This window comes from Sorangium sp. So ce176 (genome assembly GCF_051519835.1).
Lineage (GTDB): Bacteria > Myxococcota_A > Polyangia > Polyangiales > Polyangiaceae > Sorangium > Sorangium cellulosum_G.
On sequence record NZ_CP150371.1, the window covers coordinates 79,383 to 94,746 of the forward strand.

General features: G+C 73.3%; 10 protein-coding genes. 3 read left to right on the forward strand and 7 right to left on the reverse strand.

Annotated features, from left to right (window positions below; genetic code table 11):
- Positions 1–161 precede the first annotated feature (161 nt).
- Together WMF42_RS00295 and WMF42_RS00300 are read left to right on the forward strand one after the other, a co-directional pair.
- Positions 162–1,352: a hypothetical protein gene (locus tag WMF42_RS00295; RefSeq protein WP_437689668.1), complete on the forward strand. Its 1,191-nt coding sequence runs from the start codon at positions 162–164 to the stop codon at positions 1,350–1,352.
- Between the two features lie 57 nt (positions 1,353–1,409).
- Entirely contained in the window at positions 1,410–5,300 is a 3,891-nt protein-coding gene (locus tag WMF42_RS00300; protein WP_437689670.1) for a lamin tail domain-containing protein, read from the forward strand.
- Positions 5,301–5,449: 149 nt separating this feature from the next.
- Here the strand turns inward: WMF42_RS00300 and WMF42_RS00305 are convergent, their stop codons facing one another.
- The 6 genes from WMF42_RS00305 to WMF42_RS00330 form a co-directional block, all read right to left on the reverse strand.
- Positions 5,450–6,115 carry a hypothetical protein gene (locus WMF42_RS00305; protein WP_233561457.1) on the reverse strand — a complete coding sequence of 222 codons (666 nt, stop codon included), beginning with the start codon at positions 6,113–6,115 and terminating at the stop codon, positions 5,450–5,452.
- 570 nt (positions 6,116–6,685) lie between these two features.
- Complete coding sequence (locus tag WMF42_RS00310; RefSeq protein WP_437689672.1) at positions 6,686–8,350, reverse strand: SBBP repeat-containing protein; 1,665 nt, start codon at positions 8,348–8,350, stop codon at positions 6,686–6,688.
- Positions 8,350–9,345, reverse strand: a complete 996-nt coding sequence (locus tag WMF42_RS00315; protein ID WP_061610207.1) for a tetratricopeptide repeat protein — start codon at positions 9,343–9,345, stop codon at positions 8,350–8,352. Before WMF42_RS00315 ends, WMF42_RS00310 begins: the two co-directional genes overlap by 1 nt.
- An 8-nt stretch (positions 9,346–9,353) precedes the next feature.
- Entirely contained in the window at positions 9,354–10,937 is a 1,584-nt protein-coding gene (locus WMF42_RS00320; protein ID WP_437689674.1) for a protein kinase domain-containing protein, read from the reverse strand.
- Between the two features lie 275 nt (positions 10,938–11,212).
- Positions 11,213–12,568 carry a cyclic nucleotide-binding domain-containing protein gene (locus tag WMF42_RS00325; protein ID WP_061610209.1) on the reverse strand — a complete coding sequence of 452 codons (1,356 nt, stop codon included), beginning with the start codon at positions 12,566–12,568 and terminating at the stop codon, positions 11,213–11,215.
- A 145-nt stretch (positions 12,569–12,713) separates the two neighbouring features.
- Positions 12,714–13,388 carry a dienelactone hydrolase family protein gene (locus WMF42_RS00330; RefSeq protein WP_061610210.1) on the reverse strand — a complete coding sequence of 225 codons (675 nt, stop codon included), beginning with the start codon at positions 13,386–13,388 and terminating at the stop codon, positions 12,714–12,716.
- Between the two features lie 207 nt (positions 13,389–13,595).
- On the opposite strand from WMF42_RS00330, the gene WMF42_RS00335 reads away from it, so the two are divergent.
- Positions 13,596–14,378, forward strand: a complete 783-nt coding sequence (locus WMF42_RS00335) for a hypothetical protein (protein ID WP_434044914.1) — start codon at positions 13,596–13,598, stop codon at positions 14,376–14,378.
- Between the two features lie 52 nt (positions 14,379–14,430).
- Here WMF42_RS00335 and WMF42_RS00340 read toward each other — a convergent pair whose 3' ends face one another.
- Entirely contained in the window at positions 14,431–15,282 is an 852-nt protein-coding gene (locus tag WMF42_RS00340) for a hypothetical protein (protein ID WP_437689675.1), read from the reverse strand.
- Between the last annotated feature and the right edge of the window lie 82 nt (positions 15,283–15,364).

Below are 15,364 nucleotides of genomic sequence, written 5' to 3' on the forward strand. Positions count from 1 at the left end.
GTCGAGGCGCGCGCGCCAGCTATCCTCGAAACATGCGTGCAGCCATTGTCGCTCTTACCGCCTCCTCCGCGCTCTTCCTCGCGCCGCCCGCGCTGGCCGCGCAGGACGTACCCTGCAGCTTCTATGGCGTCGATCCCGGCGCGCCCGTCAAGGCGGGGAAGGTGATCCTCGACGAGGACCGCGCAGACCAGCTCGCGCGCGCGGGCGCCGGCGCCGTGCGCGTCGAGTTCCAGCTCGACGGTGACGACGCGTGGGACGACGACAAGCTCGACGAGTACGAGGCCGTCATCGACGCCGTGCTCGACGCGGGCCTCGAGCCGCTCGGGGTGCTCTCCCACCGCGCGGTCCGGGGAGGACAGGACCTCTGGAACGACGACCGCGACGGGGACGGCAACAACCGCTATGTGGAGGAGTTCGCCGACACGGCAGAGGCGCTCATGACGTGGTTCGCCGGGGACGTCGTCCGCTGGGAGATCTGGAGTCAGCCGAACTGCGCGGTGAACCCCGACGCCGCGGCCGACCCCGCGAACGCCGGTTGCACCTACGTCCTGCCGCGGGTGCTCGCGCAGATCTTCGCCCAGATCCGCGCCCGCAACGAGGCGCTCTTCAACGCCGGCGAGCTCTCGCTGATCACGGGCGGCCTGCTCGTCTCGGACGACGCCCTGATGCCGTCTCCAGCGCTCGATTACCTGCGCGAGTTCTATGACCAGCGCGTGTGGGACGAGCTCGAGGCGACCTACGGCGAGCGGTATCCGTGGGCCTACGTCGGTCATCAGGTGTTCGTGAGCCAGTTCGGCGAGATCGATCCGGCCGCGATCACCGGCTATCTGGACGAGGTGCGCGACGTCGCCGAGCAGGAGCGGGACGAGAGCCCGGGCGTCGTGACCGGGACGGCGTGGGCGACGACGCTCGTCGGCGCGGAGCTCCAGGCGGCGAACCTGACCGCCGCCTTCGATCTCCTGTCGGCGCGGAAGGACATCGCCGGCGTGGTCTGGGCCGGCTACCAGGACACGGTGAGCGACGATGCGTCCTACGGCCTCGTGGACGAGACCGGCGTCGCCAAGCTCGCGCTCGACGCGCTCCGCGCGTCGGCCAAGGGCTGCGAGCCCGGGGAAGGCGGGCGGCCGGGGGGCGGCAGCGGCAACGGGGGCAACGGGTCGAGCGGCGGCGCGAGCGGCTCCCCGGCGCAACCCGTCGGCAACGGCACCGGGGGGCGGCCGATCGACGGACAGCGGCGGGAGAGCGCGTGCAGCCTCGCCGCCGGCGCGCCCGGCGGCATCGCCGATGTGGGCTGGCTCGCGTTGCTCGGTGCCGGCGCGCTCGCCTCGAGGCGCTCGCGGCGGCGGAGCTGACGGGCGCGTCACCCAACGGAAACAGCGGCGGGCGTTGGCATCGCCTACATTGACGTCATGCCTCACACGTCGATGCGCTTCGCGCGGCTGATGGCCGTGCTCGTGGGCCTTCTGTCCTTCAATGGCTGCGGGGACGACGACGGGGGGCAATACCCCTCCGGCATATGCGGCGACGGCGTTGTCGACGCGGGGGAGGTGTGCGACGACGGCAATACGGCGGACGGCGACGGCTGCTCGCCGACATGCCAGATCGAGGAGTCGCCGAAGCTCGGCTGCGGCGACGGCGCGCTCGACCCGGGCGAGCAATGCGACGACGACAACACGGAGGACGGCGACGGCTGCTCGGCGGCGTGCCAGATCGAGGCGCCCCCGCGCTGCGGCGACGGCGCCGTCGACCCGGGCGAGCAATGCGACGACGGCAACGTCGCGGGGGGGGACGGCTGCGAGGTCGACTGCACGAAGACGCCGCCCCGGGAGATCGTGTGCGAGGAGCTGGCGCCGCTCGGGGAGGGGACGTGCGAGGTCGTCCCCGGCGCGGGCGCCACGCTGATCCGGGGCGTCGTGCTCACGCCGGGCACGGTGCTCCGCGGCGGGCGGGTGCTCGTGGACGAGCGAGGGGCGATCGCGTGCGTCGGCTGCGACTGCGAGGCGCCGGGCGCGACGGAGATCACGTGTCCGACCGGCGTCGTCTCCCCGGCGCTGATCAACACGCACGACCACATCACGTTCACGCAGAACAGCCCGTATACCCCGACCGAGGAGCGCTACGAGCACCGGCACGACTGGCGCACCGGCAACAACGAGCACACGGCGATCGACACCCCCGGCTCGGCCACCCAGGCGCAGATCCGGTGGGGCGAGCTCCGCTTCTTGATGGGCGGCGCGACGTCGATCGTCGGCTCCGGGAGCGCGACCGGGCTGCTCCGGAACCTGGACCGGGCCGACCAGGAAGGCCTCGGGCAGAAGCCCGTCAACTTCGACACCTTCCCGCTCCGCGACTCGAGCGGCCGCGAGCTCGCGAGCGGCTGCGGCTACTCGAGCGGCATGGTGACGCAGGAGGACATCGCGGGAGAGGACGCCTATTGCCCGCACGTCGCCGAGGGGATCGAGGCGTCGGCGCGCAACGAGTTCGTCTGTCTGCAGACCGCGCCGAACGACGTGCTGCTGCCGCAGAGCGCGTACATCCACGGCATCGGCCTGACCGCGCTCGACTACGCGGCCATGGCGGTGAACGGCACGGCGCTCATCTGGTCTCCGCGCTCCAACATCACCCTCTACGGCGACACAGCGGTCGTCACCGCGGCCTCCCGCCTCGGGGTGCAGATCGCGCTGGGCACCGACTGGATCGCGACCGGCTCGATGAACCTCCTGCGCGAGCTCCGGTGCGCGGCGTCGCTCAACGAGAGATACTACGACGGCTTCTTCACCGACGAGGAGCTGTGGACGATGGTGACCGGGAACGCCGCCGCGGTCACCGCCACGGACGACGCGATCGGAGCGCTCGCCGCGGGGAAGGTCGCGGACATCGCGATCTTCGACGGCGCAGAGCGCGACGGCCACCGCGCGATCGTCGCGGCCGAGCCGCAGGACGTCGTCCTCGTGATGCGGGGCGGGAAGGTTCTCTACGGCGACGCGGCCGTGGTGTCGGCGGTCCGGGGCGAGGAGGCGTGCGACGCGCTCGAGGTGTGCGGCGCCTCCAAGCAGGTCTGTCTGCAGGACGAGATCGGGATGACGCTGGCGGAGCTCGAGGCGGCGGCGGGCGATATCTACCCGGCCTTCTTCTGCGGCGAGCCCGAGCGCGAGCCGCTGTGCACGCCGTCCCGCGCCGCGACAGCGCCCGTGAACGCCTCGGTGAACGGCTCGACCGTGTACACCGGGGAGCCGACGGACGACGATCGCGACGGCGACGGCATCGCCGACGGCGCGGACAACTGCCCCGGCGTCTTCAACCCCGTCCGGCCGCTCGACAACGAGGCCCAGGCCGACTTCGACGGCGACGGCGAGGGCGACGCCTGCGACCCGTGCCCGCTCGACGCGGGCAGCGAGGTCTGCTCGGAGCTGAACCCGGACGACAGCGACAACGACGGCGTGCTGAACGAGGCGGACAACTGCCCTGGCCTCCAGAACGCCGAGCAGGCCGACATGGACGGCGACGGCAAGGGCGACCCGTGCGACCTCTGCCCGGCGGAGGCGAACCCGGGGGTGCGGGGGTGCACGGTGTCGATCTACGACATCAAGAACGGCACGGTCGCCGAGGGCGCGACGGTGGCCCTGCAGAACGCGCTCGTCACCGGGCAGCACAGCAGCGGCTTCTTCGTGCAGGTGAAGCCGGGCGATCCGGGCTACACGGCGGCGGCCTACTCGGGCGTCTACGTGTACAGCCCCGAAAACCCCGTGAAGGTGGGCGATCGCGTGCGGATCACGAGCGCGGTCGTCTCGACCTTCTACGGCCAGATCCAGCTCGGCTCCGCGGTGACCGAGGTGGTCGCGTCGCTCGGCGAGGCGCCGCCGGCGCCCGAGCGCGTCGCGCCGGCGGACATCGCCACCGGCGGCCCGCGCGCGGCCGAGCTCGAGGGCGTCCTTGTCGAGGTGCAGGACGTCGCCGTGATCGGGCTCGACGCCATGTACTACGAGCTCATCGTCACGGGCGATCTGCGCGTGGACGACCTCCTGTACCGGGCGGCGCCGTTCCCCGCGGTCGGCCATGAATTCGCGACGATCCGCGGCATCCTCACCTTCCGCAACGACGACTCGAAGGTGGAGCCGCGCGGCGCGGAGGACCTGGTCTGGGGCGCTCCACGTCTCGCGGTGTTCGGGCCGGCCGCGTCGTTCGCGTACGTCGGACAGGCCGCCGCGCCGTCTCTCCCGGAGCCGGTCGCGGTGACGCTCTCCTGGCCTGCGCCGGCCGACACGTTCGTGGCGGTGACGTCGGCGGATCCGGCGCTCGCTGTGGTGGGCGGCGGCGTGACAGTGCCCGCGGGCGCCGTGAGCGCCCCCGTGCTGCTCGACGGCGTGGCGGCGACCACGGCGGCGACGCTCACGGCCACGCTCGGCGACGGCAGCCTGACCGCGACGGTGCGCGTCCTCGACCCGGTCGAGGAGCCGGCGCTTGCCTCGCTCGAGCCGGCCTCGGGCGAGGTGGCGCCCGGCGGCACGGTGTCGTTCACCGTGACGCTCGACATCCCGGCGCCACCGGGGGGCGCTGTCGTGGAGCTCGCGCTCGACCCGGCGGACGCTGGCACCCTCCCTGCATCGGTCACGGTCCCGGGCGGGCAGCAGAGCGCCACGTTCGACTACGTGGACGGCGGCTCGGCGGCCGGCGCGACGGTGACAGCGGCGCTCGGATCGAGCTCGCTCACCGCCACGGTCGGGACCGCGACGCCGACGGGAGGGCTCGTGATCAACGAGGTCGATTACGACCAGGCGATGACCGACGGGGCCGAGTTCATCGAGATCTATAACGGCACCGGCGCGCCGGTGGACCTCGCCGGTCACGTGCTCGTGCTGGTCAATGGCTCGTCGGTCCCGCCGTCGGTCTACGGCAGGTTCGACCTGGGCCCTGCCGGGACGCTCGCGGCGGGCCAGTACCTCGTTGTCGGCAGCACGGCCGTCGCGGTGCCGGACGGCGCGCTGAAGATCGATTTCGAGGGCGCGCAGACCGACCGGGTGCAGAACGGGGCTCCCGACGGGATCGCGCTCGTGAACACCGCCACGGGGATCCTGATCGACGCGCTCTCCTACGAGGGGGCGATCACCGCCGTCGCGATCGAGGGGGCCACCGTGAGCCTCGTCGAGGGGACCTTCCTGCCGACCTCGGTGGCGGACAGCAACGCGGCCGCCATGCCCGGCTCGCTCTGCCGCCTGCCCAACGGGACGGACACGAACGATGCCGCCTCGGACTGGGCCTTCTCCGCGACCATGACGCCAGGCGCGGCGAACGTGCCGTGAGCCCCGGCCGAGGCGACGCGCTCCCCGCGCAAGCGCCTCGGCCGCGCGCCGTTCTCCCGGTCCGGCCGCGCGGCCCTCGCCGCGCGGGCCTCGCCCGGCCCCTCGATCCTGTCAGCTTCGTCTGGAGAGGATGAGCCGCGCGCCGCAGCTCACAGGCAGCCGCAGAGCGGGTCGCCCTGCTTGCACACGCACTTGCCGGCCTTCTTCGCCGACACCACCGCGCGGGTGGCCCGCGCGGCCATGGCCGGCGCAGCCCGGCCGCGCCTGACAGCGACGGCCTTCGCCGGGAGCTTCGACGCCTTCGCGTCGACCTCTTCCTCGTCCCCCGCGGCGGCTTTCGCCTCCTCCGCGGCCTTGTACGCGGCGAACGCCTTCTGCGCCTTCTCCGCGTCGCTCTTGGCCGTCTCGAGCGCGAGGCTCAGCTCGGAGATCTTCCTGTTGCGCTCCTCGATATCGAGGTTGAGCTGCGCGATCCGGTCCTGCTCGGCGACGCGGGCGGCCACCGCCTCGGCCTGGGCGGCCTCGGCCTCCTTGACCTTGCCCGCGAAGGTGGTGACCGCGACCGCCGCCGCGGCCGCCATGATCAGCCCCATCCCGAACACGAGCCGATTCCGCCGCTTCTGCCGCACGCCCTGGGCGAGCGCCTCGAGCTCGCGATCCAGGTCCCCGGTCATCGACATGGGCGGCACGCTTGCCGCCACCGGCGCGATGCTGGGGGACGCCTGGACCGCTGCGTGCACGCCCGTCATCGCCCCCTGAGCGTGCGTGGCGGGTTGATAGTAACGCGCTCCCGGGCCCTCTTGGTTGTTCCTCATCGCGCGAGACCTCCTCCTCTGCCTCCGTGAGCGATCCCTCGCCAGGCAAGTGTGGTGCCAGGTGCGACGCCCTCGTCGATCGTGAACGTTCACACCCCGGCGAGCGAGAGCGGCGGGCGGGACGCGGCGTTCGCGGTGAGCGAGCGGCGAGCCGCGGTGGAGGGAGCGAGTCACGGTTGATCCGGGTGGATCAATCGTGCTGGTACACGGAGCGCTCACCCGGACAGCGTTGTGTTCCCCTGGTCCAACCGATGTCCTGCCCCTGCTCGGTAGATTGATCCACTGTGCCTGTTGATCGAAAAGCGATGGAGAGCCGCCGATGCCTCGATGAGGCACGAGGCATTCCTCTCAGCGCATTGGCTCCGAGCCGGGTCATCGCTTCACGCGAAAGCATCTCTCGGAGAGCAGCACAATTCCTGTTCGGGATTGGCCCGATGGCGTTTTCCTCTCTGAGGCTTCTATCGCGCCTGGCCCGCGTATGCTTCGCAGCGGCGAGCCGCTCGAGGGCCGCGCGCGCGACGCGCGGGCGCGATCGCGGTTCGCCGCAGCGCGCTCGGCGCGGCGTGGACGTCAGGGCTGCAGCTTGGCGACGAGCGCGTCCTGGCCCGTGCTGCTCGTCAGGGGAGGGCCCCCGAGATCGATGCTGCCGCTGAAGTGGCCCGTCAACGCGATGTTCCCCAGCGGGTCCACGGCGACGGCCGCGGCGCGCTGCTCCCCTCCGTCGCCGAACGACGTCGCCCAGAGCGTCTCGCCGTCGGTCGGCGCGAGCTTCGCCACGAAGGCGTCGAAGCCGCCGTTCGACGTGAGGAGCCGCTTCTTGAAATCGATCCTGCCCTCGAACTCTCCGACCACGAGGACGTTGCCCGCCCCGTCGACCGCCACCCCGAGCGCTCGCTGCTCCTCCCCGTCGCCGTAGGTGTGGCTCCAGAGGTGCGTGCCGTCGGCCCTGAAGGCCGCGACGACAGCGTCTGTCTCTCCGCCGTAAGGCAGGGGCAATCCACCGACGCGGATCTCTCCCTTCGTGTTTCCTGCGACGGCGATGTTCCCGTTCTTGCCCACCGCGACGCTCGTGAACTCCTGGTCCATCGTGTCGCCGAAGCCCCTGGACCACAGCGGCGCGCCCGTCGCCCCGTCGAGCTTCGCCACGAAGGCGTCGTGGCTCGTCGCGACGTAGACGTCCTGTCCGAACCGCACCGTGCCGGCCACACGGCCGGCCACGACCACGTTGTCGTCGGGCGCGACGGCCACGTCGAGCGCGGCCTGAGGGCTCGTGTCGCCGAAATGGCTGTTCCAGACGTGGTGGCCCTCCGCGTCGATCTTCACGACGAAGATGTCCTCTCCGCCGCCGCCCCTCATCGTCGTCTCATCCAGCACGTTCGCCGAGTTGGAGAACATGCCCGCGACGAAGATGTTGTTCTCCGAGTCCACCGCGACCCCGTACGCGTTGTCGGAGTTCGGGCCGCTGATGCGCTTGATCCAGAGCAGGGTGCCCCCCGGGTCGAGCTTCGCCACGAACACGTCGCTGCCCTGGCTCGTGAACGTCGTCCCGTCGAAGTTGACGGTGCCCTCGAAATTACCGGCCACGATCACGTTGTCGTCCCGGTCGCGCGCCACCGCGCTGCAGAGATCCGTGCCCGATCCGCCGAACACCGTTGGCCAGTCCGTCTGGCCGCTCTCGGGCGTGAGCTTCACGACGAAGCCGTCGGTCGATCCGAGGCTATTGGCGAAATCCGTCCGCCCGGAGAAGCTGCCGGCGACAAGGATGTTCCCCCCGCCGTCGAACGTGACGTCGAGGCCGCGCTGCTCGCCGCCGCCTCCGATCTGGACGCTCCACGTGGGCGCTCCGTCGCACGTGCCGCTGCCGCCGTCGCACGTCTCGTCCTCCGCTGTCGCGCAGTCCTCGGCCCCGGGGACCACCTGACGCTCGCACGTGCCGCCCTGCCGACAGCCGCCCTTGCACGCGCCGACTCCCTCGGTACCGACCGGGCCCTCATAGCAGGGCTCGCAGCCCCCGCCGCCTTCGGACGAGGACGACGTCGCGCCGCCCTGGCCGCCGACGCCGCCCGCGCCGCCCTCGGCGCCAGCTCCGCCCGCGCCGCCGCCGCCGCCGCCGCCGCCTTGCGCGGCGCCTCCGCCGCCGGTGTTCGCCAGGAGGACGCCCTTGTCGAAGCACCCGACCAGCGCGCCCGCCGCGGCGAGCGCGCCGCAAACGATCAGCAAACCGCTGCGTTCCATCAGAAGACCCCCGCGATCCCCGCGCCCCACGGCGATATCCACGCGCGGGCCGCCGCGCCGCCGCGCTTCGACGCCGAGGACGCGGACGGCACGGTGAGGAGCAGCGCGACGCCGCCCGCGGCGAGCACGCCGCCCACGATGAGCGACGGCGCGGGGACGAGGCGCACGCTGTTGTACGAGTCCAGCTTGTCGCGCGTCTGCGGCGTGTCAGGGCACTCGACCCGCCGGGAGCACCCGAGATCGATCAGATCGCCCCGCAGCGCGCTGGCGACGCCGAACGTGATGCCCCCGACGACGAGCCCGGCCGCGCCCGCGCCGACAGCGGTCCAGCCGAACACGCGCTGCGCGGTGTCCGGCGCGGGGTCGGCGCGCCGCGGGACGACAGCAGGGGGCTTCGGGGGGACGACGGGGAACTCGAGCGTGACAGCCGACTCGTCGCGCTCGGGCAGCGTGATCTCCTGCCGGACGACGCGGCCAGCCCACGCGCCCTCGACGACGTGCTTGCCCGGATCGACGGGCCGGCTGACCCCCACGAGCGCCGGCGGCACCACCTTGCCGTCGATGGTGATCTGCACCTCGCGCTCCGGGGCGCCGCGCACCCCGACAGCGAGCTTCGGGATCCGCGGCTTGAGATCGTTGTAGGCCTTCTCGGCGTCGGCGACCGCCGCCCTGAAGACGTCGCTGGCCGAGGCGTCGAGCTGCATGCGGCTCACCTGCAGGTAGCGCTCAGAGGCCTCGATGAGCCGCCCGAGCCGCTCGAGGCAGCGCGCCGCGTACAGGCCGATGGTGGGCGCCTGGATCAGCTCGTCGGCGCGCCCCAGCTTGTCGAGCGCCGCCGCGTAGTCGCCCTTGTCGAAGAGGGCGAGGCCCTCTTCCGCGAGGGCCCGGGCGGCGTTCACGGTGGCGGGGTCGACGTCGGCGGCCCGCGAAGGCGCCACGAGCGCGAGCGCGAGCGCGATGATTGCGGTCCCCAGGGCCCTCGATCGACCGTTCATTCGCTTTCTCAGAAGCCGAGACGCTTGTCCGCGGCGGCCGCCGTGCCGGCGGACGGCGGCGAGCCCGCGGGCGCGCCCTGCGTCCTGGTCCGCTGCGCGGAGGAGGCAGCCTTGCCCTGCCGCGCGGGCGCTGAAGCGCTGGACAGCGCGCGCGACGTCCACGTCGCGGCCGGATCGGGGGCGCCGCGCGCGCGCGCGGCGCCCTCCTGGCGCGCAGGCGTCACGGCGGTCGCGCCGCTCGGCTCCGGGGAGGGCGCGAGCACGGGCGCCTCCCTGGTGGGAGCCGCCTCGGTCGAGGGGCCGTCGTTCGTCGGCGCGGCGGGCGTCGGCGCGGCGGGCGTCGGCGCGGCGGGCGTCGGCGCGGCGGGCGTCGGCGCGTTGATCGCCACCGGCGGCGACTCCGCGCGGCGCGCCTGCTCGGGCGCGGCCGGGCCGCTTTCCGGCGCGCCGCGGCCCACGAACAGCCACACGCCGACGACCGAGGCCGCGAGGCCGAGCGCGACGGCGACAGGCGCGGTGCGGCGGGGCCTCCAGTCGACCTCGGCCTCCTCGACGACGAGGCTCGGCTGCGGGGCCGCGTCGCCGCTCGGCGGGCCCGAGACAGGCGGGGCCGAGACCGGCGGGGCCGAGACCGGCGGGGCCGAGACCGGCGGCGCCGAGGCGGGCGGGACCGAGACCGGCCCGGCGAGCACGCCGGACGCCAGCGACGCCCTGCCGGCCTCCTGCGCCTCGCCCGGCAGGAGCGCGGCGCGCAGGGCGTCGGCCATCGCGGTGGCCGACGGGAAGCGCGCGCCCGGATCGCGGCTGCACGCCTGCAGGAACCACTCGTCGAACGCCGGCGGCACGGGCACGGGCGCGACCCGCGAGGGGACGGGCAGCGGCTCACTGCATATCTCGAGGATCATCGCGCCAGGCGCCTCGGCCGTGATCGCGGCCCGGCCGCACACGCATTCGAAGGCGATGACGCCGAGCGCCCACAGGTCCGACCGGTAATCGACGGACGCGCCCTGGGCCTGCTCGGGGCTCATGTACGGGAGCGTTCCGATCAGCACGCCCGCCTGCGTGCCCATGCCCTCGGAGCCGTACAGGGGCGTCTTCGCGACGCCGAAATCGAGGACCTTGGCCACCTCGCGGTCGTCGTCGCGCGCGAGGAAGATGTTCTCGGGCTTGAGGTCGCGGTGGACGATGCCGGCGTCGTGGGCCTTGCGCACCGCGCGCGCGACGTCGGCGAAGATGCGCGCCATGTCGGCCGGGGAGAGCGGGCCGACGCGCTCGATCCGGTGCGAGAGATCCTCGCCTTCGAGGAGCTCCATCGCGATGAACGGGACGTCGTTGTCGACGCCGTGATCGAGGATCTGCACGACGTTCGGGCTGCGGAGCACCGCCGCCGCCTGCGCCTCCTGGTAGAAGCGCGCGCGGACCGCCTCGTCCTTCGCGTACAGCGGGCCGAGCATCTTGATCGCGACAGGCGACCCGAGCGTGAGATCGTCCGCGCGCCAGACGGTGCCCATGCTGCCCGAGCTGAGAGGGCGGACCAGCCGATACCGGCCGACCAGCACCTGCCCCTCCAGCCCGAACGCGTTCGTCGTCATTGTCGCAGGACCTGTGGTGCGCGCGTGGCCTACCCTACGCTGGTGATTGTTCAGTGCTGTTCAACAACAACGACAGATAGACTTGAAAGTCTACGGGCCATAGCGCGAGGCGTCAATCGCGCCATGCGCCGCGTGCTCGCTGGACGCTGCTAGAGCACCGAACAGATTGAAACGCCGTGCAGGGGAGAGTTTGAACCACAGCAGCACAGGGGGAACAACAACAAAAACTCTGCGCAACCGTCGTTCATTTCTGGTCTTTCGGGCCTGGCCGTACTCTATATCAACACGAAGTCCTCGGCCACGGAGACCTCCTCGGCCATGATGCTCGTGGTCTCGTCGTCGCGCTGGACGGCGAGCTTGTAGAGTTGCGCCAGCACGGCCGGGTGATCCTCGACCAGACCCATGAACTCGGTGGACGGCAGGTACAGCGCCACGGTGGGGTGGACGGCGATGACGTCCGCGTTCGCTGCGCGCCGCAGGACCATGGCGATCTCGCCGGCGACGTCGCCGGGGCCGAGCGTCGAGAGCACGAGCGGCTCGCCGCGGGGGCCGTCGGCCGCGTCGCGCCGGACCACGGCGACCTCGCCGGACGCGATGAGGAACAGGCCGGGGGGCCGCTCATCCTGGACGAGCAGGCGCTCGTTCTTCTCGAACGTCCGCGTGCGGAACCGCTTCACGAGCACGGGCCTGTCGGCCTCGGGGACGACGCGGAGCACGTCGCTCATGCGAACGAGGTTCTCCACCATGCGGTCGCGGCAGTAATCGGCGAGCTCCGCGCTGACCTCGGGCTCGCGCTGCGCGATGTCGTCGATCGCGTCGCGCTTCACCTCGAGCACGATGGACGGCCGCGTGGCGACGACGCTCCCGGTGCGCGGGGCGCGCGACAGGAGCGCCATCTCGCCGAACATGGCGCCGTTCGTGAGCCGGGCGAGGACGATCTCCTCGCTCCCGCGGCGGCGGCGCGCCTCGAGCTCGCCGCGCGCCACGAAGTAGGCCTCGCTGCGCGCCGCGCCCTGCTCGATCACGGTCGTCCCCGCCGCCACCCAGATCGGCGTGAAGGCCGCGCAGAGCGCGCGGAGCGCGTCGCGCCCGACGGCCGAGAAGACCGGCTGGGGCGCGATGCCGGGGTGGTCGGCCTGGGCGGCGAGCCTGCGGGTCGCGCCGTGGATGATCTCGGTCGCCTTGTTGAGCAGGAGCGCCCCGGTGAGCACGGCGGGGAGCGGCTGGAACGCCTCCGCGGGCGGCAGGGGCGGCGGCGGCGGCGCGCCCTCGCCGAGCCGCGGCGAGTCCTTGCAGAACGACGCGGCGATGAGGTCGAGCCCGGGCCCGGGATCGCCGCCGAAGCGCTCGCTCTCGCGCGCGGCGGCGACGGCGAGCGGCAGGTTCTCGAGGTCGATCGCGCGGACGACCGCGGTGGAGCACGCCTCGCGCGCTGTCTCGTGCCGGTTCAGCTCGCCGACGAGGCGCCCGCAGAGGCAAAGCGCCGACGGCATGGTCGGATCGTGGCGGACGAGCGCCGCGGCCCATCGGAGCGCCGCGTCGCGCTCTCCTGCGAGCGCGAGCGAGAGCGCTCGGTCGATCGGCGACTCCGCCTGCTGCGTTGAGCCCGGGAGCACCGGGGGGAGGGCCATGTAAGCGTGTATATCAGGGTTCGTTGCGCGACGGCAAAGAAGGCCGATCCCGCGGCGCGGCGCCGGCCCGGCGCGTCCAGCCGGCGAGGCACCGGGGCGAGGCGTCGGCGCGCGCGCCCAGCCGGCGCGGGCCGCGCCGGCGCGCTCAGCCGAGGTGCTGCTTCAGGAACTCGATGCTCCGTTCCCAGGCGATCTTGGCGGCATCGGGGTCGTGCACCTCGGGGCGCGTGTCGTTCGCGAACGCGTGGTCGGCGTCGTAGACGTGGAGCTCCATGGACTGGCCCCGGGCGGTGAGCTCCTTCCGGATCGCCTCGGCGGCGGCCGGCGTCGCCCACGCGTCGCGCGCGGCGAAATGGGCGAGGATGGGCGCCTTGACGCGCGCGTAGTCGGGGGCAGGGCTCGGGACCCCGTAGAAGGGCACCACGGCCGCGAGCTCGGGGACGGTGGCCGCGGCGGCGAAGCTCAGCGCGCCGCCCATGCAGAACCCCATGACGCCGACCTTGCCGTTCGACCGCTCGTGCGCCGCGAGGAAGCGCGCCGCGCCGGCGATCTCCTCGAGGGCGCCGGGCTTGTCGAGCTCGGTCATGAGCCGGTTGGCCTCGGTCGGGTCGCTGGTGACCTTGCCGTGGTAGAGGTCGGGCGCGAGGGCGATGAACCCCGCGGCGCCGAGGCGGTCGAGCAGCGAGCGGATGTGGTCGTTCAGGCCCCACCACTCCTGGATCAGGACGACGGCGGGCGCCTTGCCGGCCTGCTTCGGCCAGACGATCTCGCCGGTCGCCGAGGACCCATTCTTCGCGGGGAATGAAAGCTTCTCGGACATGCGACTCCTCCCTTTCAGGCAGGACCGGCGCGCGCCGGTCGCTGTGAACGATCGGGGATCGGCGTACGCCGTCCCCTGCGAACGATCAGGGATCCGGCTTACACCGTCCCCTCTGGGGCGGCGCAGGATAACCGTCCCCCCGACATCGCGCACCGCGATCTGCCGGGCGCGCTCCTCGCGGGCGCGCCGGCGAGCTAGATTGACCGCGTGGATCCGCTGGCGGAGCGATGGAGGCGAGCCGTCTCTTCCCTGAAGGAGCTCCGGCTGCGGGTCGCCTACGTGCGGAGCGAGCTGCTGCGCGACGACCTCTCCTCCATCGCCCGCGCGCTCGACGACCTCTGTCGCGACGCCGAGCAGGCCAGTCCCGTGGCGCGCGACGTGCTCGGCGCGGCCGTGCCGGTCCTCGCGGACCCGGCGCTCTCCGGGCGGGTCGAGCAGCTCCGGGAGCTCGCCGCCTCGGGCGCGCTCCTGTCGCTGTCGCGGCTCCTGCGCCGCAAGCCGCGGCGGCACGAGGCGCGGTCGACCCCGCCGGCGCCCGACGAGCGCCACGTCGCCACGTCGGGCGCCGGCCGCGCGCTCACGCTCGGCGAGCGGCGCGCGCTCGCGCGGCGGCCGACGCGCGCCGCGTTCGACGCCCTGCTCCGGGACCCGCACCCGCTCGTCATCCGCAACCTGCTCGGGAACCCGCGCCTCACCGAGGACGACGTCGTCCGCCTCGCGGCGCGGCGCCCGGCGATCCCGGAGGTCATGACCGAGATCGCGCGGCACCCCGAGTGGCCCCAGCGTTCGCGGGTGCGCATGGCGATCGTGCAGAACCCGGGCGCGCCGCCGGAGATCGCGGTGCCCATGGTGCGCCTGCTGCTGCGGCCCGAGCTCATGCAGCTCGTGGCGGCGCCCGACGTGCCCGCCGTCGTCCGCGCCGCGGCGCGGGAGCTGCTCGAGCGCCGCCCGCCCGTCCCGCACAAGCCGGGCGGGGCGCTCGAGCAGTGAGCGTCCCCGCGGCCAGCGAGCGGCCCCGCGGCGATGCCCGCGGGCAGCCAGGTCACCGCCCTGGCGGGTCGCGGCGCCGCGCGCGCCGCGCCGCCGCGAGGGCGAGCGCCGCCGCGAGGGCGGGCAGCGCGCCGTGCGCGGGGGCGGCGGCGTGCGCGCACGACGCCGTCGAGGCGCCGCCCGCGGGCGCAGGAGGCCCCCCTCGGGCCGGGAGCCGCGTTGTCGCGCAGCGCGCGCCGAGGTCGGGCGCCGTCCAGGCCTCGTGGAACGCCGCCACGCGCTCCAGGGGGTCGTCGACGTTGCTCGTGTCCTCGCTCGGCTCCTCGCCGATCGCGATCCAGAGCCGCACGCGGCGCTCCTCGGGGCTCCACGCGACCAGGTGATAGCGCCCGCCCTCCGGCACCTCGATCCGCCGCTCGAGCAGGAGCCAGGAGCGGGCCTCGGTCAAGGGATCGCCGAGCACCGCCGGGGCGCCCACGCTCGCTGTCGCGAAGATCCGCGCGCCGTGGCCCGCGGGCACCTCGAAGGGCAGCGCCGCCGCCCGCGGCAATCCGGGGCCGAGCAGCGCGAGCGACGGGCGCTCGCGCCGGAGCGCGGCGATCGCCGGCACGCCGAGCTGCACGAGCAGCGAATCTCCCCGCGCGGCCTCGAATTCGAGCCACACCGGGCGGCTCGGACAGCCGAGCTCGGAAAACACGATGCGAGAAGGACGGATATCGGAGAACTCGAGCGCCTCCTCGGCGCGCGCGTGGTCTCCATAATCGAAGAAGATCTCGCGTGCGCGCGCGGGGGACGCGGACGCGAGGAGCGTCGCCAGCGCCGCGATGAGCGGGGCGATCCGCGAGAGCCGCGCGCGTCGCGCGGTTCTCCCTGCCAGCGTCGAGCGGCGGTGTGCGGTGCTCATGTCCCCCGGCGATCTCTGGGGCGAGCGCGCGCGTTGTCCACGCCGGCCGAGCGGCGCCCGGCGCGAAGGACCCTTATCGGCC